Annotated in this window: 20 protein-coding genes and 1 other RNA gene; 10 read left to right on the top strand and 11 right to left on the bottom strand. The window is 66.2% G+C overall.

Going from position 1 to position 24,609, the window contains the following annotated elements; translation table 11 throughout:
• Positions 1–20: 20 nt before the first annotated feature.
• From N2604_RS08955 to N2604_RS08935, 5 genes are all read right to left on the bottom strand, one after another.
• Positions 21–941 carry a metallophosphoesterase gene (locus N2604_RS08955; RefSeq protein WP_260374379.1) on the bottom strand — a complete coding sequence of 307 codons (921 nt, stop codon included), beginning with the start codon at positions 939–941 and terminating at the stop codon, positions 21–23.
• A 129-nt stretch (positions 942–1,070) separates the two neighbouring features.
• Positions 1,071–2,129, bottom strand: coding sequence for a Holliday junction branch migration DNA helicase RuvB (ruvB, locus tag N2604_RS08950; RefSeq protein ID WP_260374378.1), 1,059 nt, complete (start codon positions 2,127–2,129; stop codon positions 1,071–1,073).
• The gene (ruvA, locus tag N2604_RS08945; RefSeq protein WP_260374377.1) at positions 2,126–2,743 is read right to left on the bottom strand and encodes a Holliday junction branch migration protein RuvA; all 618 of its coding nucleotides are present in this window, start codon (positions 2,741–2,743) and stop codon (positions 2,126–2,128) included. Before ruvA ends, ruvB begins: the two co-directional genes overlap by 4 nt.
• On the bottom strand, positions 2,740–3,267 hold the full coding sequence (gene ruvC / locus N2604_RS08940; RefSeq protein WP_260374376.1) for a crossover junction endodeoxyribonuclease RuvC: 528 nt from the start codon (positions 3,265–3,267) through the stop codon (positions 2,740–2,742). The genes ruvA and ruvC overlap by 4 nt, the downstream gene beginning before the upstream one ends.
• A gap of 212 nt (positions 3,268–3,479) precedes the next feature.
• Positions 3,480–4,226: a YebC/PmpR family DNA-binding transcriptional regulator gene (locus tag N2604_RS08935; RefSeq protein ID WP_225146415.1), complete on the bottom strand. Its 747-nt coding sequence runs from the start codon at positions 4,224–4,226 to the stop codon at positions 3,480–3,482.
• Positions 4,227–4,444: 218 nt separating this feature from the next.
• Between N2604_RS08935 and N2604_RS08930 the strand changes: the two genes are divergently transcribed.
• A complete protein-coding gene (locus N2604_RS08930; RefSeq protein ID WP_260374375.1) occupies positions 4,445–6,193 on the top strand; it encodes a methyl-accepting chemotaxis protein in 1,749 nt (582 codons plus the stop codon).
• Positions 6,194–6,342: 149 nt separating this feature from the next.
• On the top strand, positions 6,343–7,767 hold the full coding sequence (locus N2604_RS08925; protein ID WP_260374374.1) for a methyl-accepting chemotaxis protein: 1,425 nt from the start codon (positions 6,343–6,345) through the stop codon (positions 7,765–7,767).
• Between the two features lie 610 nt (positions 7,768–8,377).
• Here the strand turns inward: N2604_RS08925 and N2604_RS08920 are convergent.
• The 5 genes from N2604_RS08920 to N2604_RS08900 form a co-directional block, all read right to left on the bottom strand.
• Positions 8,378–9,202 (bottom strand): TIGR00282 family metallophosphoesterase, encoded by an 825-nt coding sequence (locus N2604_RS08920; RefSeq protein ID WP_260374373.1) that lies wholly within the window; start codon positions 9,200–9,202, stop codon positions 8,378–8,380.
• Entirely contained in the window at positions 9,180–9,776 is a 597-nt protein-coding gene (locus tag N2604_RS08915; protein ID WP_260374372.1) for a 5-formyltetrahydrofolate cyclo-ligase, read from the bottom strand. Before N2604_RS08915 ends, N2604_RS08920 begins: the two co-directional genes overlap by 23 nt.
• 234 nt (positions 9,777–10,010) lie before the next feature.
• Positions 10,011–10,171, bottom strand: a non-coding RNA gene (gene ssrS / locus N2604_RS08910) — 6S RNA.
• A gap of 443 nt (positions 10,172–10,614) precedes the next feature.
• A complete protein-coding gene (locus N2604_RS08905; RefSeq protein WP_035998340.1) occupies positions 10,615–10,998 on the bottom strand; it encodes a cell division protein ZapA in 384 nt (127 codons plus the stop codon).
• Positions 10,995–11,315, bottom strand: coding sequence for a DUF4164 domain-containing protein (locus tag N2604_RS08900; protein WP_409241690.1), 321 nt, complete (start codon positions 11,313–11,315; stop codon positions 10,995–10,997). The genes N2604_RS08905 and N2604_RS08900 overlap by 4 nt, the downstream gene beginning before the upstream one ends.
• A gap of 402 nt (positions 11,316–11,717) precedes the next feature.
• Here N2604_RS08900 and tkt point away from each other — a divergent pair, with 402 nt between their 5' ends.
• The 8 genes from tkt to N2604_RS08860 all read left to right on the top strand — a co-directional run bounded on the left by tkt (position 11,718) and on the right by N2604_RS08860 (position 21,316).
• Positions 11,718–13,733, top strand: coding sequence for a transketolase (gene tkt, locus N2604_RS08895; RefSeq protein WP_260374370.1), 2,016 nt, complete (start codon positions 11,718–11,720; stop codon positions 13,731–13,733).
• Between the two features lie 149 nt (positions 13,734–13,882).
• Positions 13,883–14,890, top strand: a complete 1,008-nt coding sequence (gap, locus tag N2604_RS08890) for a type I glyceraldehyde-3-phosphate dehydrogenase (protein WP_260374369.1) — start codon at positions 13,883–13,885, stop codon at positions 14,888–14,890.
• A 152-nt stretch (positions 14,891–15,042) separates the two neighbouring features.
• Positions 15,043–16,239 (top strand): phosphoglycerate kinase, encoded by a 1,197-nt coding sequence (locus tag N2604_RS08885; RefSeq protein ID WP_260374368.1) that lies wholly within the window; start codon positions 15,043–15,045, stop codon positions 16,237–16,239.
• A 40-nt stretch (positions 16,240–16,279) separates the two neighbouring features.
• Positions 16,280–17,347, top strand: coding sequence for a class II fructose-bisphosphate aldolase (gene fba, locus N2604_RS08880; protein ID WP_025034030.1), 1,068 nt, complete (start codon positions 16,280–16,282; stop codon positions 17,345–17,347).
• 292 nt (positions 17,348–17,639) lie between these two features.
• Positions 17,640–18,665, top strand: coding sequence for a class I fructose-bisphosphate aldolase (locus tag N2604_RS08875; RefSeq protein WP_260374367.1), 1,026 nt, complete (start codon positions 17,640–17,642; stop codon positions 18,663–18,665).
• Positions 18,666–18,668: 3 nt separating this feature from the next.
• Complete coding sequence (locus N2604_RS08870) at positions 18,669–19,358, top strand: thiamine phosphate synthase (RefSeq protein WP_260374366.1); 690 nt, start codon at positions 18,669–18,671, stop codon at positions 19,356–19,358.
• Positions 19,359–19,366: 8 nt separating this feature from the next.
• Complete coding sequence (locus N2604_RS08865) at positions 19,367–20,440, top strand: tetratricopeptide repeat protein (RefSeq protein ID WP_260374365.1); 1,074 nt, start codon at positions 19,367–19,369, stop codon at positions 20,438–20,440.
• Positions 20,441–20,524: 84 nt separating this feature from the next.
• Positions 20,525–21,316 (top strand): inositol monophosphatase family protein, encoded by a 792-nt coding sequence (locus tag N2604_RS08860; protein WP_260374364.1) that lies wholly within the window; start codon positions 20,525–20,527, stop codon positions 21,314–21,316.
• A 136-nt stretch (positions 21,317–21,452) separates the two neighbouring features.
• Here the strand turns inward: N2604_RS08860 and N2604_RS08855 are convergent, their stop codons facing one another.
• Positions 21,453–24,608: a multidrug efflux RND transporter permease subunit gene (locus N2604_RS08855; RefSeq protein ID WP_260374363.1), complete on the bottom strand. Its 3,156-nt coding sequence runs from the start codon at positions 24,606–24,608 to the stop codon at positions 21,453–21,455.
• Between the last annotated feature and the right edge of the window lies 1 nt (position 24,609).

Raw genomic sequence — 24,609 nt, 5'->3', positions numbered from 1 at the left:
CAGCCGGACGCGCAAGCGTGTTAGGACACAACCAGCCCTGCCCGCCCCAATGTCACCTCGACGATCTCGGGCGGCACGCCGACGCGGACGGGCATGATGCTGCAACCGAGGCCGCCGGAGACGATGAGATCGCATTTCAGGCGGAAGTGGCCGTAGGCGAGCCGCAGGCCGTTCTTCGGCGAGACGGCCGGCGACCAGCCGAGCAGGCGAACCTGGCCGCCATGGGTATGGCCGGACAGTTGCAGCGCGACGCGTGCGGGCACGAGCGGCGCGATGTTGGGCTCGTGCGCGAGCAGGATGACCGGCGCATCGTCGGTGATCTTGGCCAGCGTGCCCGCGAGATCGTCGGCGCCGAGCCTGTGTGCGCGGCCAAAGCGCCTGGCGGGATAATAGGCCAATTGGTCGCCGAGCCCCGCGAGCCAGAACGGACGGCCATTCTTGGTAAGGCGCACGGCATCGTTCTCGTAGACGGGGATGCCGGCCGCCTCCAGCGCACGATGCGCGATGGTCGGCCCGCGCCCGGCCTGCTGCACGGTCCTGTCGTCCCAATAATCGTGATTGCCCATCACGGCATGGACGCCGAGGGGCGCCTTCAGGCGCGCCAGCACCCTCGCCCATTCGCTCGACGGAATGAAGCGCGTGACGTGGTGAAGGCCGGCGACATAGTCGCCGAGCAGCACGATGAGATCGGCGTTGAGCGCATTGGTCCGGTCTACGATGCCCTCGATGCGCTCCAGCGACATCCAGGGATCGCAGGCATGGATGTCGGCGATGGCGGCAATCTTCAGCGAAAAATCCGCCGGCCACTGCCGCGGCACCGGATGATAGCGCGTGACGCGGAGCCGCAGCACCGGCTCGACGCCGACGCCATAGGCTGCGGTCGAGACGCCGAGGGCGGACAGGCCGCCGATGGAACGGATGAGATGACGGCGCGTGATCATGGAAGCCCGATGATGATGCGGCGTCTTGATGATATCCGATTGGAGCGGAATTGGGGTACGTTCGTGCAGATCGTCTGCACGAGGTTAACGGAAATTCGTCAAAGCCGGAACCGCGAGCGGCTCAGCAGCTCACGCGTCGCTGTCATCCGTGCCGAACAGGCCGAACTGCGCCGCCGCATCGCGCGAGGGCTCGGCGAGACCGAGATGGCGGAAGGCGTGCGATGTCAGCAGGCGGCCGCGCGGGGTGCGCTGCAGATAGCCGCACTGGATCAGATAGGGCTCGATGATGTCCTCGATGGCATCGCGCGGCTCCGACAAGGCCGCGGCCATGGTCTCGACGCCGACCGGGCCGCCGCCATAGTTGAGCGCGATGGTCGTGAGATAGCGGCGATCCATGGCGTCGAGGCCAGCGGCGTCGACCTCGAGCGCGCTCAGCGCGTGGTCGGCGATCTTGCGGTCGATCTTGTCGGCATCGGCCGCCGAGGCGAAATCGCGCACACGGCGGAGCAAACGCCCGGCGATGCGGGGGGTGCCGCGGGCGCGGCGCGCGATCTCGTTGGCGCCGTCTGCGCTCATGCCGACGTTGAGCACACGCGCGCCGCGGCTGACGATGCTCTCCAACTCCTCGATCGTGTAGAAGTTGAGCCGGACCGGAATGCCAAAGCGGTCGCGCAAGGGATTGGTGAGAAGGCCGGCACGCGTGGTGGCGCCGACCAGGGTGAACTTCGACAGCTCGATCTTCACCGACCGCGCCGCCGGACCCTCGCCGATGATGAGGTCGAGCTGAAAGTCCTCCATCGCGGGATAGAGCACCTCTTCCACCGCCGGGCTGAGGCGATGGATCTCGTCGATGAAGAGCACGTCGCGCTCTTCGAGATTGGTCAGCAGCGCGGCGAGATCGCCGGCCTTGGCGATGACAGGACCCGACGTGGCGCGAAAGCCGACGCCGAGCTCTTTCGCCACGATCTGCGCCAGCGTGGTCTTGCCGAGGCCGGGCGGGCCTACGAAGAGCACGTGATCCAGCGCCTCGCCGCGCTTGCGCGCCGCCTCGATGAAGATCGAGAGATTCTTGCGCGCCTGCTGCTGGCCGACGAAATCGGACAGCGATTGCGGGCGCAGCGCGGTGTCGCCGACATCATCGCTGCGGCGCTCGGGCGAGACCATGCGGCTGGCCTTGGGGTCGCTCACTTCGCGAGTTCCTTCAACCCGAGCCGGATCAGCTGCGCCGTCTCGGCGCCCTCACCCGCACTGCGCGAGGCCGAGGCGATCGCCGCGGCGGCTTGCGGCTGGCCATAGCCGAGATTGACCAGCGCGGAGATCGCATCCGCGACGGGGCGCGGGGCGCGCTGGTCGTCGACGGCGTCGGCAAGATGCACGACGGCGGGATCGACATTGGCAAAGGCCGGCGCCTTGTCCTTCAATTCGGTAACGATGCGCTCGGCGACCTTGGGGCCGACGCCGGGCGTGCGCGCCACCGCGGCCTTGTCGCGCAGCGCAATGGCATTGGCGAGATCGGCCGGCGACAGCGTGCCGAGCACGGCGAGCGCAACCTTGGCGCCGACGCCCTGCACGGTCTGGAGCAGGCGAAACCATTCGCGCTCCTGGTCGGTGCGGAAGCCGAACAGTTTTATCTGGTCCTCGCGGACATAGGTCTCGATCGACAGCACGGCCGCCTCGCCCGGCGAGGGCAGGTGCTGCAAGGTGCGCGAGGAACAATGCACCTGATAGCCGACGCCGCCGACGTCGAGGATGACGAAATCCTCGCCGTAGGAATCGATCAGCCCCTTGAGCTTGCCGATCATATCCCCACCACCTTCAGCCGGAGCGCGGTGCTCTGGCGGTGATGAGCGTGGGTGATGGCGATGGCGAGCGCGTCGGCGGCGTCGGCCGACGGCGGCTCGGCCTTCGGCAGCAAAATCTTCAGCATCATCGCGATCTGTTGCTTGTCGGCGTGGCCGGCGCCGACCACGGTCTTCTTGACCTGGTTCGGCGCATACTCGGCGACGGAGATGCCGAACATTGCGGGCGCCAGCATGGCGACGCCGCGGGCCTGGCCGAGCTTCAGCGTCGCAACCCCGTCCTTGTTGACGAAGGTCTGCTCGACCGCAGCTTCCACCGGCCGGTGATTGGACAAAACGGCCGCGAGCCCTTCATGGATCGCGAGCAGCCGGCTCGCCAGCGGCAAATCGTCGGGCGGTTCCACCGAGCCGCAGGCGACGTAGGTCAGGCGATTGCCCTCGGCCTCGATCACCCCCCAGCCGGTGCGGCGCAGGCCGGGGTCGATGCCGATGATGCGAACGGGGCCACGAATCGGAAGCGCAGTCATGGGCCAGTGATAGCGGCTGGCCGCGGGATGCGAAACAGAAACAGAACGGAAGTAACAGGGGAAGTGGGGTCTCTTGCCCCGGGCGCAGCGCAGCACGAAGCGGTGCGCTGCTGAACCGGGGCCCATATTGCCTCCAGCGCGAACGGCGCTGTGGGTCCCGGCTCTGCGTCGCACCGCTTCGCGCTGCGCCGCGTCCGGGACACGAGAGTGCCCTAGCCCCCCATCTTCGCAACAAGCGCGTCCGACACCTCGAAATTGGCGTAGACGTTCTGGACGTCGTCGTGCTCGTTGAGCAGGTCCATCAGCTTCAAGAGCTTCTCGCCCGTCTCGTCGTCGACCGCAACCGTGTTCTGCGGCTTCCAGATCAGCGCGGCTTTGCGCGGCTCGCCGAACTTGGCTTCCAGCGCCTTGGCGACATCGCGATAGCTTTCGGTCGAGGCGTAGATCTCGTGACCGCTCTCGCCCGAGACCACATCGTCTGCGCCGGCCTCGATCGCGGCGTCCAGCACCGCGTCGTCGGAGGCGACGCTGCGGTCGTATTCGATGATGCCGGTGCGGTCGAACATGAAGGAGACCGAGCCGGTTTCGCCGAGATTGCCGCCGGACTTGGTGAAGAAGGAGCGGATGTCGGAGGCGGCGCGGTTGCGGTTGTCGGTCAGCGCCTCGACGATGACGGCGACACCGCCGGGGCCGTAACCCTCGTAGCGGATCTCGTCATAGTTCTCGCCGTCGCTGCCGAGTGCCTTCTTGATGGCGCGCTCGATATTGTCCTTCGGCATGTTCTCCTGGCGCGCCGCGATGACGGCGGCGCGCAGGCGCGGGTTCATGGCGGGGTCGGGCGTGCCCAGCTTGGCCGCGACCGTGATTTCCCGCGCCAGCTTGCCGAACAGCTTCGACTTCTGGGCATCCTGCCGCCCTTTGCGGTGCATGATGTTCTTGAATTGGGAATGTCCGGCCATGCGTGGTCTCTTGAGGAATCGTCAGCCAAAGATGAGCGTGGGAAGCGCGGCCTTATAGGCCGCCACCCCACCGGAATCAAAGGGAACTGCTGCCCTAAGGTAGCACTGTAAAGGTAGTCACCGTAATCGCCGGTGCCTAGATCTCGGGCACCGTTAACCCTGATTTCATTCCGACTTGCGAAAATAGCGCCCGACCGTTCCCCGACAAGAGAGAGCTGATGGCGTTCGGATTATTTCGGAAGCGTCTGCCGGACACGGCCGCGCCTGCTTCAGCCCCGGAGGCCGCGCAGCCCGCGGCCCCTGCCGCACCCGCCTCGGCCGCCGAAAGTGATTCGGCCCGGGAAATCCTGGAATTGCTGGAACTCGAGCTCGGCGCCATGATCCGCCAGCTCGAGCGCGCCGCCAATTCGGTGGCTGGCGGCGCCGAGGCGACCGCGGCGACCCTCGCCGCCATTCGCGACCGCACCGATGCCCTGACCGGTCGGACCAACGCCGCGCAATCCACCGCCTCCACCTTCGCCCATGCCGCCGACAAGTTCACCCAGTCCGCGCAAGGTATCGGCGCACAGGTCCGCGAGGCCGGCAAGCTCGCCGACGAGGCCAGCGCCGCCGCGCAGGAAGCCCGGGCCAATGTCGACCGCTTGCGCGAATCCTCCGCCGCCATCGGCAACGTCGTCAATCTGATCGCGCAGATCGCGCGGCAGACCACGCTGCTCGCGCTCAACTCGACCATCGAGGCCGCGCGCGCGGGCGCCGCGGGAAAAGGCTTTGCCGTCGTCGCCACCGAGGTCAAGGCGCTCGCGGTGCAGACCCAGAGCGCGACGGAAGAGATCACGAAGAAGATCGACGCGCTGCAGCGCGACGCCGCCGGCTCGGCGGACGCGGTGCACCGCATCTCGCAGGCGATCGAGGCGATCCGCCCGGTGTTCGACACCGTCAACGGCGCGGTCGCCGAGCAGAATGCCACGACCAGCGAAGTCTCCGGCAATGCCGCCAGCGCCTCGGAGTTCATCATCTCGGTCGGCGAGAGCGCAGCCGAGATCGACGCGGCGACCAAGGCGGCCGAGACCCATGGCGAGAGCGTCGCCAGCGCCGGCAAGGCCGTCACCACCTTCGCCCAGAAGCTGAAATCCCGCTGCGCCGTGCTGCTGCGCCAGAGCGAGCACGACGACCGCCGCAAGACCGAGCGCCTGCCTTGCCACCTCAAATTCGAGACCGCGCGCGGCACGATGCCGGTCTATGAAATCGCGATGGAGGGCGTGCTGATCGGCGGCGCGGACGCAAGCCGGCTCGCGACGCAAGCGACGATCGAGGGCAGCTTGGAGGACATCGGCGCCTGCCGCCTGCGCGTGGTCGAGCAATCCAAGGCCGGCGCCCGCGCGCAATTCGTCGGCGCCACCGCCGCGCTCAACGAGAAGATCGAGGACAAGCTCTGGTCGATCCATGAGGAGAGCACCGAGCTCGTCACCCGTGCCATGGAAGCGGGCAATGCGCTGACGAAGATATTCGAGCAGGCGGTTGCGCGCGGCGAGGTCAAGATCGAGGACCTTTTCGACACGGACTACGTGGAGATTGCGGGCACCAATCCGCAGCAATACCGCACCAAATATCTCGACTGGGCCGACCGCACCCTGCCGCCGTTCCAGGAAGCCTTTCTGGCGCGGGAGCCGCGGATGGCGTTCTGCGCCATGGTCGACCGCAACGGCTTTTTGCCGGTGCACAACAAGATCTATTCGCATCCGCAGCGGCCGGGCGACGTCGCCTGGAACACGGCCAACAGCCGCAACCGGCGCATCTTCAACGATCCGGCGGGGCTCGCCGCTGCGCGCAACCTGCGATCGTACCTGGTCCAGAGCTATGCGCGCGACATGGGCAACGGCAACACGGTGATGATGCGCGAGATCGACGTCCCGATCCGCGTGCAAGGCCGGCACTGGGGCGGCTTCCGCACGGCGTACAAGCTGTAGCACCCCGCGCGTGCACGCACCTGCGCGCATCTGCACGCATCTGCACTCCTGGGCAAGACGCCGGGCGCGAATCATCCTCTAAGGTCGGACCTGGAATCGGAATGCCGCCGAGGAGCCGATCAACGGCTCCGACTGGAGAGAGCCCGTACATGTCCCTTGCACAACTTGCCGTACTGGACACTGCATCCAACCGGACGCTGGCCGAACGTCTGATCGACCAGCTTGCCGACCGCATCGGCGGTCTCGGCGTCGAGCTCGCGGACATCGCCGGCAACGTCCAGGACGTCGCAAACCGCGTCGCGAGCCAGTCGGAACGGTTCCACCATCTGCAGAAGACGGCCGAGACCATGGTCTCCGCCAATCACGACATCGCCAACGCCTCGCAGGCGGTGCAAACCACGACGTCGGTTGCGGTCGGCGAGATCGCGCAGTCGCGCAGCGCCGTCGACACCGCGGTCAGCCGCATCTCCGAGCTCGTGGCCGCAGTGGAGCGGATCGAGGCGCGCCTGTCCGCCGTCGGCGCGGCGCTGGCGCAGGTGGCGAAGGTCTCCGGCTCGATCGAGGCGATCGCGAAGCAGACCAACCTGCTCGCGCTCAACGCCACCATCGAAGCCGCGCGCGCCGGCACTGCCGGCCGCGGCTTCGCGGTGGTCGCAAGCGAGGTCAAGAACCTCGCGGAGGCCACGCGCCAGGCCACGCATGAGATCTCCGACACCGTGCGCGATCTCGACGGCCAGATCGAAGGCCTGATCGGGGAGAGCAGCGACGCCTCGCAGCGCGCCAAGACCGCCGGCGAAGGCGCGCAAGCGATCTCCGGCATCATCTCGCGGGTCCAGCAGGGCTTCGCCTCGGTCGAAGCCGAGATCGACGGCGTCGCGCGCGCGGCGACCTCCAATCTCGGCCATTGCGACACCGTGATCAGCGAGCTCAACGAGCTCGCCAAGGGCGTCGACCTCTCCTCGCGCGACCTCCGAAGCGCGGACGAGCGGGTGGCGAAGCTGCTCGATACCTCCGAAGGCCTGATCGCGCTGATCGCGGACAGCGGCGTCGAGACATCGGACGCGCCGCTGATCCGGATCGTCGTCGACACCGCGAAACGGATCTCGGCGGAGTTCGAGGCTGCGATCGACCGCGGCGAGATCACGCTCGACCAGCTCATGGACGAGACCTACCGCGAGATCCCAGGCACCGATCCGAAGCAGCACCTCACCAATTACGTCGCGTTCACCGACCGCGTGCTGCCCGCGATCCAGGATCCAATTCAGACGTCCGATTCCCGCATCGTGTTCTGCGTCGCCTGGGCCAAAGGCGGATACCTGCCGACCCACAATCCGAACTACCGCCTGCCGCAGGGCAAGGACCCGGTCTGGAACAACGCCAATTGCCGCAACCGCCGCCTGTTCACCGACCGCGCGGTGAAGAAGGTCGCGGCCAGCACAAAACCCTTCCTGCTCCAGACCTATCGCCGCGACATGGGCGGCGGACAGTTCGTGCTGATGAAGGACCTGTCCTCGCCGATCATGGTCCGCGGCAAGCACTGGGGCGCCTTCCGGATGGGCTTTCGCCAGGGCTGACGAGGACGCGAGCGCGTCCTCAAAACAAAAGCTCGAAAACAACCCCATGCACAGTAGCCGGGCTGTGCGGAATCAATGGCTTGCGCCGCAGACCGTGGAGCGCGTTGACTCGTCGGGCAAAACAGGGGCAGAATGCTATTATTCCGAAGTTTCAGACTCCCGCTTTTCCGTCCCTCGCGCAAGGCGACTAGATGAGCTGTCGCTGCTCTTACCCTCCCCTGGAGGGGGAGGGTCGGCTCACATTGAGCGCAGCGAAATGTGAGACGGGGTGGGGTGACGGTCTCTCCACATCCAACACTGTCCGTGTTGAGAGATCACCCCACCCCGCTCGCGCTTCGCGCGATCGACCCCCCTCCAGGGCAGGGCTATCGCATTTGAGAATTTTCCCTGCGGCCATCCTTCGAGACGCCCGCTTTGGGCGGGCTCCTCAGGATGAGGGCGGAGTGCGCGGCATCAGTTTCAACGAGCACTGACGCTGATTAGCCTCATCCTGAGGAGGCGCATAAGCGCCGTCTCGAAGGACGAGGCGTGCGCGCAGGCCGCCGCCACGAGTGATATGCGATAGCCCTGCCCTCCAGGGGAGGGTGGCAGCCGCGTTCGCCGCCGCCGTTCAGCTCAACCAGAACTTCGGCGTCGCCGGCTCGAGCCTTCCGCCCATACGCACCGGGGCAATCTTCAGCGCGAGGCCCGTTGCATCGTCGGTCTCCACGGCGACGCCGCTCAGCGTTGCAGCGCCTGCGGCAGGCTCGAAGCGGCTCGAGGGAATCCCCGATGTGAACCGGCGCAGCGGCTCTTCCTTCTGCATGCCGATGATGGAATCGTAGTCGCCGGTCATGCCGGCGTCGGTCATGTAGGCGGTGCCGCCTGAGAGGATCTGATGGTCGGCGGTCGGCACATGCGTATGCGTGCCGACGACGAGGCTGGCGCGGCCGTCGCAGAAGAAGCCGATGCCCTGCTTCTCGCTCGACGCCTCGCAGTGGAAGTCGACCACGATGGCGTCGGCGGCGACGCCAAGCGGACAGGCGCCAAGCTCGCGCTCGAGCGCGGCGAAGGGATCGTCGAACGGGGTCATGAAGACGCGGCCCAGCGCGTTGACAACGAGCGCGTGCTTGCCGTTCTTGGTCTCGACCAAGGCGGCGCCGCGGCCGGGCGTGCCGCGCGGATAGTTGGCGGGGCGCACCAGGCGGTCGGCGCGCTCGATGAAGACGAGTGCCTCGCGCTGGTCCCAGGAATGATTGCCGAGCGTCACCGCATCTGCGCCGGCCTCGAGAAACTCCTGGTAGATCGCTTCCGTGATGCCGAAGCCGCCGGCCGAATTCTCGCCGTTGACGACGACGAGATCGAGCGACCAGTCCTTGACCATGCCGGGCAGATATTCGGAGACGGCCTCGCGCCCGCTGCGGCCGACGACGTCACCCACGAAGAGAATGCGCAACTTCAGAACTCCGGAAATCGAACACGTCCGATTCCGTTAGCACATAATCCAGCGCCACGTCGTGGGATAGTGCCGGAACCGCCTCGATCTCCTGCACTGCAAACGCAAGGCCGATGCCGACGATGTGCTTGGCTTTGCGCAAATGCGCGAAGGTGAAATCGTAATGGCCCGCGCCATAGCCGATGCGATGGCCGAGGCGGTCGAAGGCAGCGAGCGGCGTCAGCATGATGTCGGGAATGACTTCGGCCGCAGCAGGTGAAGGTTCGGGAATGCCGAGCGGGCCGAGCATCAGGCGGTCGTTCGGATGGAAGAGACGGAAGATCAGCGACTGGCCGCGCGCGGTGACGCAGGGCAGCGCGAGCCTGGCGCCCTCTTCCGCGAGCTTCTTCAACAGCGGCATCGGATCGATCTCGCTGCGGATCGGCGAATAGCCGGAGACGATGCTTCCGGGCAGCAGCTTGAACGGCAGCCCGCGCTTGGCGAGCTTTGCGGCCGCTGCCGTGCGTTTCTTCTCGCTGAGCGCATCGCGCTTGGCGAGGGCTTTGGCACGGAGCTCGGCCTTGGAGTTGGACATGCGCGCTTTCCCCCGAAGCGAAGTCATCATCGTCCGCCTTGTGCGCGCTTGCGCACTGGGGCGGACTATCCAGTATTCCAGAAACGCCAGTGCTTGAACCTCAACGCCGCGGCGTACTGGATGCCCCGCCCCCGTGCGCAATTGCGCACTAGGTGGGGCATGACACCGAGAGTGATTGAACCGCAAGCGGTCGGGGACGCAATTCGACAGGCACGAACCAGAAGGAAGAAACAGTGCGAAGCCGCGGACGCCGTTGAAGCACTCGATCCCGGAGTTCCCTACGAAAGTAGGTGGGCACCATATGTCCGAGCCCACGGGCCCGGCCAGGGACAGTTCCCTAAAGGATCGATAAGGCCCCGGGGATATATGGCTCCTGACGCACGTCGCAGCCTCGCGGAGCCAATGTAACAACGATACTGACGAATCGCCAGTGCGGCGCTGCGGGCGCTTTCTTACCCTCCCCTGGAGGGCAGGGCTATCGCATTTGAGAGCTTTTCCCGGCGGCCATCCTTCGAGACGCTCGCTTTGGGCGGGCTCCTCAGGATGAGGGCGGAGTGCGCGGCAGCAGTTTCAACGAGCACTGACGCTGATTAGCCTCATCCTGAGGAGGCGCGTCAGCGCCGTCTTGAAGGACGAGGCGTGCGCGCAGGCCGACGTCACAAGTCATATGCGATAGCCCTCCCCTGGAGGGGGAGGGTCGTGACGCATGGAGCGAAGCGAAATGCGGCGCGGGGTGGGGTGACAGTCTCTCCCCATCCAACAGTGCCCGAGTGGAGAGATCACCCCACCCCGCTCGCGCTACGCGCGATCGACCTCCCCCTCCAGGGGAGGGTAGAAGCTACCCGATCGCGATGCCGTTGCCGACGGTGCGGTTCAGGACCTGGGTCGACTTCTCGATGCGTTCGGCGGCGGCATTCAGCGCGTTGACCACGGCGGTCTGCGTCATGCGGGCGCGCTCGACGGCGGCGTTGCGGAAATCCCTGAGCTCGGTCAATTCCTGCTCCAGGGTGCGGACGCGGTTGGTGGTGTCGATCAGCTCGTCGCACACGGTCAGCGCGGCCATCACGGTGAGACGGGCATCGCCGATCTCGCCGAATTTTCCGCGCAGCGACTGGATGCGAGTCTCCAGCGTTTCGGCGAGCTTGAGCAGCCGCACCTCCTGGCCTTCCTCGCAGGCCATGCGGTATTGCCGGCCGTTGATGGTGACGTTGATGTGGCTCATCGGTCCTCTCCGGTATCGAGCACCGAGCGTATCGTGACGATCGCGGAATCCAGCCGGTCGGAGATCTCGCGATTGGTGCGCTCGAGCTTGCGTGCCTTCACCAGCGCGCCGTCGAGCTCGTCGGCAAGACGCGAGCGATCCGCGCCGAGCGCCTGGATTCGCGCCGCAAGCTCGTTCTCGTCGCGATCGGCGTCGCGCCGCCGCTCCACCGCACTTTCGAGCGCGTCGAGCGCCGCCATGAGTCTGCGGGTCGCAATCTCGATCTCGACGGCGGATGATTCCGTCATGGCGGAACTGTTGGATACGCGATCGTTCATGCAGCTAGCGGCGGAACCTGGCGGCCCTTGCCCAGTGGCCTTACCCTGGAGCTTGCCGTCCGGCAAAAGACTCGGTTCGGCAAGCGGTTAGAAGCAGAAATTTACGTGGCAAGCTAGCCAAGCGCAACGCCGCCGCAAAACTATGCACTGTTTGTCGGGGGCAGGACCTCCCGTGCAAACGCGTTCCGCGTTTGTCGCGAGGGAAAACCGGACGCCACTTTGCGCTGACGCGGCCCTTCGGGTCCGGGATGCCGCAAGCAACTTTTACTGCCGCCATGGCGTTTGATTGCCTTGGACTCCCGGAACCGAGGTGCTATCCAGCCCCATCTCCCGTGGCCGCCAGGCGCGATCCCGCGCGGCGCGCACGGCCATCAAGCACCTCATTTCAGACGGATTTTCATCATGATGCAGGTCGATGCCACCCGTATGGCCCATACGCAGGTCGATCACACCCGTATGGCCAACGCGATCCGCGGCCTTTCGATGGACGCTGTCGAGAAGGCAAAATCGGGCCACCCCGGCCTGCCGATGGGCGCCGCCGACATCGCCACCGTGCTGTTCACGCAGTTCCTGAAATTCGATGCCGCCGCGCCCGCCTGGCCGGACCGCGACCGCTTCGTGCTCTCGGCCGGCCACGGCTCGATGCTGCTCTACTCGCTGCTGTATCTCACCGGCAATGCCGAGATGACGCTGGACCAGATCAAGCAGTTCCGCCAAGTCGACTCGCTGACCCCCGGCCACCCCGAGAACTTCCGCACCAAGGGCATCGAGACCACCACCGGCCCGCTCGGCCAGGGCATCTCGACTGCGGTCGGCATGGCGCTGGCCGAGAAGATGCTCGCCGCCGAGTTCGGCAAGAAGATCGTCGACCACCACACCTATGTGCTCGCCTCCGACGGCGACCTGATGGAAGGCGTCTCGCAGGAGGCGATCGCGATGGCCGGGCACTGGAAGCTCAACAAGCTGATTGTGCTCTACGACGACAACGGCATCTCGATCGACGGCCCGACCTCGCTCGCCGATTCCGTCGATCAGGTGAAGCGCTTCAAGTCAGCGGGCTGGGCCGCCGAGAAGATCGACGGCCATGACCAGGCCGCGATCGCCGCTGCGATTACGCGCGCGAAGAAATCCAACAAGCCGACGCTGATCGCCTGCCGCACCACGATCGGCTTCGGCGCGCCGAACAAGGCCGGCACCTCGAAGGTGCACGGCGAGGCGCTGGGAGCCGACGAGCTCAAGGCCGCGAAGGAAAATCTCGGCATCGCGCTCGAGCCGTTCGCGGTCGCCGACGACGTGCTGAAGGCGTGGCGCGCAGCCGGCAGCCGCGGCGCCCTCGCACGGCAGGAATGGGAAGCGCGCCTCGGCGAGCTCGGCAGCCGCAAGCGCGCCGAGTTCGAGCGCCGCCTGCGTCATGAGCGTCCGGCTTCGCTGGCAAAGGCGCTGAAGGCGCACAAAAAGGAGCTGCTGGAGAAGCCGCTTGTTGCGGCGACGCGCAAATCGTCGGAAGCGGCAATCGAGGCGATCGCAGCCGCGATGCCGATGGAATTCCTCGCAGGCTCGGCCGATCTCACCGGCTCCAACAACAACAAGGCGAAGTCGGCGACCGCCTTCTCGGCCAAGACGCCGAAGGGCCGCTTCATCCATTACGGCATCCGCGAGCACGGCATGGCCGCCGCGATGAACGGCATTTTCCTGCATGGCGGCTTCGCGCCGAATGGCGCGACCTTCCTCGTGTTCACCGATTATGCGCGTCCGGCGATGCGCCTTGCCGCGCTGATGGGCGCCGGCGTCGTCTATGTGATGACCCACGATTCCATCGGCCTCGGCGAAGACGGCCCGACTCATCAGCCGGTCGAGCATCTCGCCGCGCTTCGCGCCATTCCCAACATGCGCGTGTTCCGTCCCTGCGATGCCATCGAGGTCGCCGAGTGCTGGGAGCTCGCGCTCAACCGCGTGGACGGCCCGACCGTGTTGGCGCTGACGCGGCAGAACCTGCCGCAGCTGCGGACCACCGCACCGAACGACAATCCCTGCGCGGCCGGTGCCTATGAACTGGTCGCGGCCCAGGGCGAAGCCAAGGCGACGCTGTTCGCCTCCGGCTCCGAGGTCGAGATCGCGGTCGCGGCCCAGAAGCAGCTCGCGGAACGCGGCGTCGCCTCGCGCGTTGTCTCCGTTCCTTCGCTCGAGCTGTTGTTAGCGCAACCAGAGGCGAAACGCGCCGCCATCATCGGCAACGCGCCAGTGAAGATCTCGATCGAGACCGCCGTGCGCTGGGGCTGGGATGCCGTGATCGGCCAGGATGGCGAATTCATCGGCATGCATTCGTTCGGCGAAAGCGGCCCTGCAAAGGAGCTTTACAAGCATTTCGGCATTACCGCCGAGGCCGCGGTTAACGCTGTGCTGAAGCGCGTTTCCTGAGAGTTGAGCTTGCCGCAAAAAAGGACTACCTAATCTCCCATATGATCAAGCACCGCCCGGCCGAACCGGGCGCCCGCCCCTAAAAAACCCTCGCAGGCGTGCAAAAGCGCGTTGTGCGGGATGACAACGGTCATTGAAGGAGACGAAACATGGCAGTCCGCGTCGGAATTAACGGTTTTGGCCGCATCGGCCGCAACGTCCTGCGGGCTATCGCCGAGTCAGGCCGCAAGGATATCGAGGTCGTCGGCATCAACGACCTCGGCCCGGTCGAGACCAACGCCCATCTCCTCCGCTACGACAGCGTCCATGGCCGCTTCCCCGGCACCGTCACCGTCGACGGCGATTCCATCAGCCTCGGCAGCGGCAAGATCAAGGTGACCGCCGAGCGCGATCCCTCGAAGCTGCCCTGGAAGGATCTCGGCGTCGACATCGCGCTGGAATGCACCGGCATCTTCACCTCGAAGGACAAGGCCTCCGCGCACCTGACCGCCGGCGCAAAGCGCGTGCTGGTCTCCGCGCCCGCCGACGGCGCCGACGCCACCATCGTCTACGGCGTCAACCACGACACGCTGACCAAGGATCACCTCATCGTTTCCAACGGAAGCTGCACCACCAACTGCCTCGCGCCGGTCGCCAAGGTGCTGAACGATCTCGTCGGCATCGAGACCGGCTTCATGACCACGATCCACGCCTATACCGGCGACCAGCCGACGCTGGACACGCTGCACAAGGATCTCTACCGCGGCCGTGCGGCGGCGATGTCGATGATCCCGACCTCGACCGGTGCCGCGAAGGCGATCGGCCTCGTGCTGCCCGAGTTGAAGGGCAAGCTCGACGGCGTCGCGATCCGCGTGCCGACCCCGAACGTCTCGGTCGTCGACCTCAAGATCGTCGCCAAGCGCTCAACCGATGCCAAGGAAGTCAACGCGGCGATGAAGCGCGCCAGCGAGCAGCAGCTCAAGGGCATCCTCGGCTACACCAGCGCGCCCAACGTCTCGATCGACTTCAACCACGATCCGCACTCCTCGACCTTCCACGAGGACCAGACCAAGGTGCAGAACGGCACGCTGGTGCGCGTGATGTCCTGGTACGACAACGAGTGGGGCTTCTCGAACCGCATGGCGGACACCGCCGTCGCGATGGCGAAGGTGATCTGAGCAAGGTCTCGTGTCCCGGGCGCGGTGCAGCGCCTAAGCGCTGCTCCGCAGAACCGGGACCAATTCAACCGCGGGACTCGCTGTCATGTGGGTCCCGGTTCTGCAGCGCACCGCTCCGCGCTGCGCAGCGCCCGGGACAAGAGAGCCGTCCGATGACCAACAAATTCCGTACCCTCGACGACGTCGACGTAAAGGGCAAACGCGTGCTGCTGCGCGTCGACCTCAACGTGCCCATGGAGAACGGGCGCGTCACCGACGCCACCCGGCTCGAGCGCGTTGCGCCGACCATCACCGAGATCGCGGACAAGGGCGGCAAGGTCATCCTGCTCGCGCATTTCGGCCGGCCGAAGGGCCGCGACGCCAAGGATTCGCTCAAGCCCGTCGCCGAGGCACTGGCGAAGGTGGTGAAGAAGCCCGTTGCGTTTGCCGACGATTGCATCGGCGAGCCCGCGGCCAAGGCGGTTGCCGACCTGAAGGACGGCGACATCCTGTGCCTGGAAAACACCCGCTTCCACAAGGAGGAGGAAAAGAACGATCCGGCCTTCGTCGCGGAATTGGCAAAGCTCGGCGACATCTGGGTCAATGACGCGTTCTCGGCCGCGCACCGCGCCCACGCCTCCACCGAAGGCCTCGGCCACAAGCTGCCGGCCTTTGCCGGCCGCACCATGCAGGCCGAGCTGGACGCGCTGGAGAAGGCGCTGGGCTCGCCGACCAAGCCTGTCATCGCCATCATCGGCGGCGCCAAGGTCTCGACCAAGATCGACCTCTTGGAAAACCTCGTGACCAAGGTCGACGCGCTCGTGATCGGCGGCGGCATGGCCAACACCTTCCTGCACGCGCAAGGCGTTGCGGTCGGCAAGTCGCTGGCCGAGAAGGATCTCGCCCCGACCGCGCTGCGCATCATGGAGAAGGCGGACGCGGCCAATTGCGCGATCATCCTCCCCGTCGACGCCACCGTCGCCTATCATTTCGCCGCCAACGCGCCGTCACATGCCTATGGGCTCGATGCGATCCCGGCCGACGGCATGATCCTCGACGTCGGGCCGCAATCGGTCGCGCGCGTTCACGCCGCGATCGACGATGCGGCGACGCTGGTCTGGAACGGACCGCTCGGGGCCTTCGAGCTGCAGCCGTTCGACCGCGGCACGGTCGCGGCCGCCAAGCACGCCGCCGAGCGCACCAAGGCCAAGAAGCTGATCTCGATCGCGGGCGGCGGCGACACCGTCGCAGCGCTCAACCAGGCCCATGTGGCCGGTGACTTCACCTATGTGTCGACGGCCGGTGGCGCGTTCCTTGAATGGATGGAAGGCAAGCCCCTGCCCGGCGTCGAAGTTCTGCGTAGCAAGTAATCAAGCGGCCTTGCAGGCCCCCAACGGGAGACAAAGACAGATGGCTCGGATCACGTTACGTCAACTGCTCGACCACGCGGCGGAGAACGATTACGGCGTACCGGCCTTCAACATCAACAACATGGAGCAGGCGCTGGCGATCATGGACGCGGCCAACCAGGTCGACGCGCCCGTCATCATCCAGGCCTCGCGCGGTGCGCGCTCCTACGCCAACGACGTCATGCTCAAGCACATGATGGACGCGGTGACCGAGATCTATCCGCACATTCCGGTCTGCGTGCATCTCGACCACGGCAACGAGCCCGCGACCTGCATGACCGCGATCCAGGCCGGCTTCACCTCCGTCATGATGGACGGCTCGCTCAAGGCCGACGGCAAGACCCCCGGCGACTGGGGCTACAATGTCGGCGTCACCAAGACCGTGACCGACATGGCCCATCTCGGCGGCATCTCGGTGGAGGGCGAACTCGGCGTGCTCGGCTCGCTCGAAACCGGCATGGGCGACAAGGAAGACGGCCACGGCGCCGAAGGCAAGCTCAGCCACGACCAGCTGCTGACCAATCCGGACGAGGCCGTGAAGTTCGTGCAGGAGACCAAGGTCGACGCGCTCGCGATCGCGATGGGCACCTCCCACGGCGCCTACAAGTTCACCCGCAAGCCCGACGGCGACATCCTCGCCATGAACGTGATCGAGGAGATCCACCGCAAGCTGCCGAACACGCACCTCGTCATGCACGGCTCCTCCTCGGTGCCGCAGGACCTCCAGGACATCATCAACGCCTATGGTGGCAAGATGAAGCCGACCTGGGGCGTGCCGGTGGCCGAGATCCAGCGCGGCATCAAGAACGGCGTGCGCAAGATCAACATCGACACCGACAACCGCATGGCGATGACCGGCCAGATCCGCAAAGTGCTGAAGGACAACCCGGAAGAGTTCGATCCGCGCAAGTACCTGAAGCCGGCGATGGAGGCGATGACCAAGCTGTGCAAGCAGCGCCTGCAGGAGTTCAACACCGCAGGCCAGGCCTCCAAGATCAAGAAGGTGCTGACCACCGCCGAGATGGCCAAGCGCTACGCCAAGGGCGAGTTGGATCCGAAGGTGGCGTAAGGCCGGCACGCTCTATCGTCTCCCTCGCCCCGCTCTTCGCGGGGAGAGGGCGGGGTGAGGGGCTCTCTCCGCGAGTTGTGCCCTATCGAGAGACCTGTACCCCCTCACCCGGATTTTACGCGTTGCGTAAAATCCGACCTCTCCCCGCAAGCGGGGCGAGGTGAAGGGTCGCCCAGCCATTTACCCAGCGACCTCCCGCCCCCCTACCCTGCGACGAACGTTAACTCGGCAATTGCCCGAGAACGGTCTATTTTCACGGGCAAGGGCAGAATCGTTTTGGGAGGACCTCTCGATGAATCTGACTGAGCTCAACAGGATCGCGACCGCCATGGTCGTATTAGGCAAGGGCATCCTTGCCGCCGACGAATCCTCCGGCACCATCAAGAAGCGTTTCGACGCCATCGGCGTGGAATCGACCGAAGAGAACCGCCGCGATTATCGCGAGATGCTGTTTCGCGCCAGGGACGCCATGAGCCAGTACATCTCCGGCGTGATCCTCTATGACGAGACGATCTGGCAGAATGCGAAGGACGGCACGCCGCTGATCAAGCTGATCGAACAGAGCGGCGCCATTCCCGGCATCAAGGTCGACGAAGGCACGCAGGCCTTGCCGATGTGCCCGGGCGAAACAGTCACGGTCGGGCTCGACAAGCTCGCCGAGCGCTTAAAGAAATATTACGAGCGCGGCGCGCGCTTCGCCAAATGGCGCGCGGTGATCGACATCGGCAGCGGCATCCCCTCGATGACCGCGATCAGCGTCAACGCCCACGCGCTGGCGCGCTATGCCGCGCTGTGCCAGGCCGCGCAGATCGTGCCGATCGTCGAGCCGGAGGTGCTGATGGACGGCGACCACGACATCGAGCGCTGCTATGAGGTGACGCAGCGCGTGCTCAACAAGACCTTCCAGGAATTGCGCGTGCAGCGCGTCGCGCTGGAAGGCATGGTGCTGAAGCCGAACATGGCGATATCAGGCAAGAAGTGCCCGAAGCAGGCCTCCGTCGAGGAGGTCGCGGAGAAGACGATACGGCTGCTGAAGGCCTGCGTGCCGGCGGCAGTGCCCGGCATCGCCTTCCTGTCCGGCGGCCAGTCGGACGAGGAAGCGACCGCGCATCTCAACGCCATGCACAAGCTCGGTCCGCTGCCCTGGGGCCTGACCTTCTCCTACGGCCGCGCGCTGCAGGCCGCGCCGCAGAAGGCCTGGTCCGGCAAGGCCGAAAACGTCGCGGCCGGCCAGCGCGCCTTCAGCCATCGCGCGCGCATGAACGGCCTCGCCTCCAAGGGCGAATGGCAAAGCAGCCTGGAACAGAAGGCAGCCTAGATCTTGTCGAACAAACCGCCTCCGCCGCGCCCGGCGCCGCGTCTCTATCTCGCGACGCCCGTCGTCGATGATCCCGCGACCCTGGTCGCCGCGCTGCCCGAGCTGATCGCTTCCGCCGACGTCGCCGCCGTGCTGCTGCGGCTGAAAGAGACCGATCAGCGCACCATGACCTCGCGCGTCAAGGCATTGGCACCGCCGGTGCAGAAGGCGGGCGCGGCACTCCTCGTCGACGGCCACCCTGATATCGTCGCACGCGGCGGCGCCGACGGGGCACACCTGCCCGGCATCGCCGCGCTCAAGGAGGCGCTGCCGTCGCTCAAGCCAGATCGTATCGCCGGTGTCGGCGGGCTGACGACGCGACACCATTCCATGGATGCGGGCGAGATGGGCGCGGATTACGTGCTGTTCGGCGAGCCCGATGCGAAAGGCCAGCGTCCCTCGGCGCAAGCGATCGCCGAGCGGCTGGACTGGTGGGCCGAGCTGTTCGAGCCGCCTTGCGTCGGCTTTGCCACCACGCTGGACGAGGCCCACGATTTCGCCGCCAGCGGCGCCGATTTCGTGCTGGTCGGCGACTTCATCTGGGCCGATCCGCGCGGGCCCAAGGCCGCGCTGATCGAGGTCGATGCCGCGATCAAGAAGGCCCATGCGACGGCGCTGGCCGGCCAGGATCCTGCGAGCCGGGAGCACGGCTAGCGCCCGACATGAAGCTCCCGTGCATCACCATGCTGGCCACGCTGCTGCTGACACTGCCCGCGGCCGCGCAGCTGCAGATCACCCCGCCGGCGACGACGCCGAGCGCACCGGCAGAGAAGCAGAAGCCAAAGCCGCCCGCGCCCGCCAAGAAGAAGGAGGCAGCACCAGCGCCGAAGCCCTCTTCATCTCCCAAGCCGTCCGCCTCGCCCAAGCCGGCAACCGTGATCCCCGCGCCGCCGTCCGACGATCTCAACGTCGACCTCGTGTTCGGCGCCTATCAGCGCGGCCAATACAAGACGGCGTTCGAGCTCGCCACCGCCCGGGCGCAAGCGGGCGATGCCAAGGCGATGACCATGCTCGGCGAGCTCTATTCCAACGCCATGGGCATCCGGCGCGACTACGCGAAAGCGGCCGAATGGTACAAGCGCGCCGCCGATGCCGGCGATCGCGAGGCGATGTTCGCGCTCGCCATGCTGCGCATCTCCGGCCGCGGCGGCCCTGTCGACAAAAGCGAGGCGGTCAAGCTGATGGCCTCCGCCGTCAAGCTCGGCGAGCCCAAGGCGGCCTATAACCTCGCTCTGCTCTATCTGGACGGCCAGACGCTGCCGCAGGACGTCCGGCGCTCGGCGGAGCTGCTGCGCCAGGCCGCCGATGCAGGCCTGCCCGAAGCGCAATACGCGCTCGCGACCTTCTACAAGGAAGGCACCGGTGTGCCGAAGGACCCCGAACGCGCGGTGCGGCTGCTCCAGGCCGCCTCGCTCGCCGACAATGTCGATGCCGAGGTCGAATATGCCATCGCGATGTTCAACGGCACCGGCACGCCGAAGAACCAGCCGGCGGCCGTCGCCCTGCTTCGCAAGGCCTCCCGCCAGGGCAGCGCAATCGCGCAGAACCGGCTGGCATGGGTGCTGATCAACGGCGTGGGCACGCCCGTGGACAAGGTCGAGGGCTTCAAATGGCACCTGGTGGCCAAGACATCAGGCAAGGGCGACCCCGAGCTCGACAAGCAGTTCTCCGATCTGCCGGCCGATGACCGCGCCAAGGCCGAGGCCGCCGCCAGGAAGTGGCTCGGGTCCAAATGACTTGACGTGGGGCCCCTCACGAGGCACCCAGTCCCGCAAACAGGCGTGTTTCCGCGCCCCTCTCCCCGATCAAGACCAGAGCACATGCTGTATTCCGCCACTATCAACGTCATGGTCAAGGCGGCGCGCCGCGCCGGCCGCAGCCTCAAGCGCGATCTCGGCGAGATCGAGCATCTCCAGGTCTCGCTGAAGGGGCCGGCCAATTTCGTCTCGCTCGCCGACAAGCGCGCCGAGGAGATCCTCTACCAGGACCTCGCCAAGGCCCGGCCCGGCTACGGCTTCATCGGCGAGGAAGGGGGACAGCGCGAGGGCACCGACAAGAGCCACACCTGGATCGTCGACCCGCTCGACGGCACCACCAACTTCCTGCACGGCATCCCGCAATTCGCGATCTCGATCGGCCTCGCGCGCGAAGGCACCGTAATCGCCGGCGTGATCTACAACCCCGCCAATGACGAGCTCTACATCGCCGAGCGCGGCAAGGGCGCCTTCCTCAACGACCAGCGCCTGCGCGTCGCCGGCCGCCGCCAGCTGAGCGAATGCGTGGTGGCCTGCGGCCTGCCCCATATCGGCCGCGGCGACCACGAGGAATTCCGCCGCGAGATGACCGCGATCCAGGACCGCGTCGCGGGCCTGCGCCGCTTCGGCGCCGCCTCGCTCGACCTCGCCTTCGTCGCCGCCGGCCGCCTCGACGGCTATTGGGAGCGGAATTTGTCGCCCTGGGACATCGCGGCCGGGCAGATCATGGTCAAGGAAGCCGGCGGCACGGTGAGCGACATCGACACGCCGGGCGATGCGCTGACGACAGGCCACGTCGTGTGCGGGAATGAGTACGTGCACGGGGAGCTGGTGAAGATCTTGCGGAAGCCGGCGTAGCAGCAGAAGCTCGCTCACGCACTCCGCTGTCATCACCCGCGAAAGCGGGTGATCCAGTATTCCAGAGACGTCAATTTGATACGGACCGGCCGCGGCGTACTGGATGCCCCGCCTGCGCGGGGCATGACAGTGTGCCCTACGGCTTCACCGGCGCCGGCCGGCCGTGCGCTTCATCTTCCCTCGCCGCCTTCGGCTCCCGGTCCCCCGCCAGCACGCGCTGCACCGAGACGAAGAACACCGGCACCATCAACAGCGCCAGGATCACCACCGCGATCATGCCGCCCATCACGACTGAGCCGAGCGCCTGCTGGCTGGCGCCGCCGGCGCCATGCGCGATCGCCATCGGCAGCACGCCGCAGATGAAGGCGAGACCGGTCATCAGGATCGGGCGGAAGCGCAGGCGGCAGGCCTCGATGGTGGCTTCGACCAGCGGCTTGCCTTCTTTCCGCAGGTCCTTGGCGAACTCGATGATCAGGATCGCGTCCTTGGCGGCGAGGCCGATGATGGTGATCAGGCCTACGGTGAAATAGACGTCGTTGGGCAGGCCGCGCAGCATCGCAGCCGTGACCGCGCCGACGATGCCGAGCGGCACCGTGAGCAGCACCGCGAGCGGAATGGTCCAGCTCTCGTACAGCGCGGCGAGGCACAGGAACACCACGAACACCGACAGCGCCAGCAGGAACGGCGCCTGCGAGCCCGACAGCTTTTCCTGCAGCGACTGGCCGGTCCATTCATAGCCGAAGCCGCGCGGCAATCTGCCGGCGAGCCGTTCCATCTCGGCGATCGCATCGCCCGAGGTGAAGCCGGGCCTGGCTTCGCCGGAGATGCGCACCGCCGGATAATAGTTGAAGCCGGCGATCTGCGTCGGGCCACGCGCCCATTCGACCGTGGCAAAGGACGAGAACGGCACCAGCTGGCCGCGGCTGTTCTTGACGTTGTAGTTGAGGATGTCCTCGGTCCGCATGCGGTCGCGCGCGTCCGCCTGCACCACGACGCGCTGCATGCGGCCGCGGTTCGGGAAGTCGTTGATGTAGTTCGAGCCGAGATTGGTCGAGATGGTGTTGTTGATGTCCTCGAAGGTGACGCCGAAGGCGCCGGCCTTCTCGCGGTCGATCACGAGATTGACGACGCCCGCCTCGGGCAGGCCCTCGATATAGACCTTCTGCAGCACCGGGCTCGCATTGGCCTCCGCGATCAGCTGGTCGGCGGCGCGCATCAATTGCTGATAGCCCTTCTGGCCGCGGTCCTGCAGGCGGAACGAGAAGCCGGAGGAATTGCCGAGATTGTCGATCGGCGGCGGCTGCAGCGCCGAGATTTTTGCGTCGCGGATCGACGAGCCCAGGTCGCGGTTGATGTCGTTGACGATCGCAGCAGCCGAGTCCTTCGGCCCGCGCTCCGACCAGTCCTTCAGCGTGATGAAGGCCTGCGCGGTGTTCATGCCCTGGCCGGAGAAGCTGAAGCCGGTGAGGAAGGTGACGTTGTCGACGCCCGGCCGCCGTGCCAGATATTTCTCCACCTTCTCGATCACGGCTTCCGTGCGAGGGTAGGACGAATCCGACGGCGTCTGCACGTCGGTGGTGACGAAGCCCTGGTCGTCGACGGGCAGGAAGCCGCCGGGCAGGTTGACGAAGGCCCAGGACAGGCCGACCAGCAGCGCGGCATAGACCAGCATCAGGCGGCCGGTTCGATTCAGCGAGAAGCCGACGGTGCGCGCATAGTGAAACCGGCAGGCCTCAAGGAAACGATTGAACCGGCTGAACACGAAATTGGTCGAATGGCCGTGCCCCTTGGCAACGGGCTTGAGCAAAGTCGCACACAGCGCCGGCGTCAACGACAGCGCCAGGAAGGCGGAGAAGCCGATCGCGGCGACCATGGTGACCGAGAACTGGCGGTAGATGATGCCGACCGAGCCCGGGAAGAACGCCATCGGCACGAACACCGCCATCAGCACCAGGGTGATGCCGATGATGGCGCCGGTGATCTGCGACATGGCTTTCCGCGTCGCTTCCTTCGGCGGCAGGCCTTCCTCGGCCATGATGCGCTCGACGTTCTCGACCACGACAATGGCGTCGTCGACGAGGATGCCGACCGCGAGCACCATGCCGAACATCGAGAGCATGTTGATGGAATAGCCGGCGAGCAGCAGCGTGGAGCAGGCGCCCAGCAGCGCCACCGGCACCACGATGGTCGGAATGATGGTGTAGCGGATGTTCTGCAGGAACAGGAACATCACCACGAACACCAGCACCACGGCTTCGACCAGCGTCGACAGCACCTTCTTGATCGAGGCCTCGACCACGGGTGTGATGTTGTAGGGGATCTCGTAGGTGATGTTGGCCGGGAAGAAGCGCGACAGCTCCTTCATCTTGGCTTCGACCGCGCTCGCGGTCGCCAACGCATTGCCGGTCGGCGACATCAGCACCGACAGGCCTGCCGTCGGCTTGCCGTCGAGACGCGTGTTGAACTGATAGCTGAGGCCGCCGACCTCGATGCGCGCGACGTCGCGCAGGCGCACGGTCGAGCCGTCGGCATTGGCGCGCAGGATGATGGCGCCGAACTCGTCCGGCGACGACAGCTGGCCCTTGACCAGCACCAGCGCGGAGGTGCGCTGGCTCGACGTCGACGGCTCGGCACCGATGCTGCCCGAGGCGACCTGCGCGTTCTGAGCGGCGATGGCCTTGTTGAGGTCGTCGGCGGTCAGCCCATAGCCGACGAGTTTTGCGGGATCGACCCAGACACGAAGACTGCGCTCGGTCGAATAGAGCGTGGCGCGGCCGACGCCGGGAATGCGGCGGATCTCGCCGAGCACGTTGCGGATCATGAAGTCGCCGAGGCCGACTTCATCCAGGCTGCCGTCGGTCGAGTTCAGCGTGATGATCTGCAGCACCGCGCTGGAGGCTTCCTCGATCAGGATGCCCTGCTGCATCACCGCGCGCGGCAGGCGCGCCTCAACGCGCTTGATGCGGTTCTGCACCTCGACCGAGGCGGCGCTGGTATCGGTGCCCGGCTGGAAGTTGGCGATGATCTCGACCTGGCCGAGCGAGTCGCTGGTCGATTCGAAATTGAGGATGTTGGCGGCGCCGTTGAGCTCCTCCTCGATCAGCCGCGTGACGCTGTTGTAGAGGTTTTCCGGCGAGGCGCCGGGATAGCTGGTCGAGACCGAGATCGAGGGCGGCGCGATGATCGGATATTGCGCGATCGGCAGCAGCGGCACCGCGATCGCACCGATCAAGCAGATGAAAAGCGCGACCACCCAGGCGAAGATCGGCCTGTCGATGAAGAAACTCGGCATA

Source organism: Bradyrhizobium sp. CB1015 (assembly GCF_025200925.1).
Classification (GTDB): Bacteria; Pseudomonadota; Alphaproteobacteria; order Rhizobiales; family Xanthobacteraceae; genus Bradyrhizobium.
The sequence above is the reverse complement of the archived record's forward strand: the minus strand, read 5'-3'. Positions and strand labels throughout refer to the sequence as shown.

Excerpts from the sequence above, each read along its gene's own strand:
- fba (WP_025034030.1), top strand. The coding sequence starts at position 16,280 with ATGGCTCGGATCACGTTACGTCAACTGCTCGACCACGCGGCGGAGAAC.
- N2604_RS08865 (WP_260374365.1), top strand. The coding sequence starts at position 19,367 with ATGAAGCTCCCGTGCATCACCATGCTGGCCACGCTGCTGCTGACACTG.
- N2604_RS08935 (WP_225146415.1), bottom strand. The coding sequence starts at position 4,226 with ATGGCCGGACATTCCCAATTCAAGAACATCATGCACCGCAAAGGGCGG.
- N2604_RS08885 (WP_260374368.1), top strand. The coding sequence starts at position 15,043 with ATGACCAACAAATTCCGTACCCTCGACGACGTCGACGTAAAGGGCAAA.
- N2604_RS08955 (WP_260374379.1), bottom strand. The coding sequence starts at position 941 with ATGATCACGCGCCGTCATCTCATCCGTTCCATCGGCGGCCTGTCCGCC.
- N2604_RS08855 (WP_260374363.1), bottom strand. The coding sequence starts at position 24,608 with ATGCCGAGTTTCTTCATCGACAGGCCGATCTTCGCCTGGGTGGTCGCG.
- ruvC (WP_260374376.1), bottom strand. The coding sequence starts at position 3,267 with ATGACTGCGCTTCCGATTCGTGGCCCCGTTCGCATCATCGGCATCGAC.
- N2604_RS08925 (WP_260374374.1), top strand. The coding sequence starts at position 6,343 with ATGTCCCTTGCACAACTTGCCGTACTGGACACTGCATCCAACCGGACG.
- N2604_RS08930 (WP_260374375.1), top strand. The coding sequence starts at position 4,445 with ATGGCGTTCGGATTATTTCGGAAGCGTCTGCCGGACACGGCCGCGCCT.
- gap (WP_260374369.1), top strand. The coding sequence starts at position 13,883 with ATGGCAGTCCGCGTCGGAATTAACGGTTTTGGCCGCATCGGCCGCAAC.
- ruvA (WP_260374377.1), bottom strand. The coding sequence starts at position 2,743 with ATGATCGGCAAGCTCAAGGGGCTGATCGATTCCTACGGCGAGGATTTC.
- N2604_RS08900 (WP_409241690.1), bottom strand. The coding sequence starts at position 11,315 with ATGAACGATCGCGTATCCAACAGTTCCGCCATGACGGAATCATCCGCC.
- N2604_RS08905 (WP_035998340.1), bottom strand. The coding sequence starts at position 10,998 with ATGAGCCACATCAACGTCACCATCAACGGCCGGCAATACCGCATGGCC.
- N2604_RS08915 (WP_260374372.1), bottom strand. The coding sequence starts at position 9,776 with ATGTCCAACTCCAAGGCCGAGCTCCGTGCCAAAGCCCTCGCCAAGCGC.
- tkt (WP_260374370.1), top strand. The coding sequence starts at position 11,718 with ATGATGCAGGTCGATGCCACCCGTATGGCCCATACGCAGGTCGATCAC.
- N2604_RS08860 (WP_260374364.1), top strand. The coding sequence starts at position 20,525 with ATGCTGTATTCCGCCACTATCAACGTCATGGTCAAGGCGGCGCGCCGC.
- N2604_RS08875 (WP_260374367.1), top strand. The coding sequence starts at position 17,640 with ATGAATCTGACTGAGCTCAACAGGATCGCGACCGCCATGGTCGTATTA.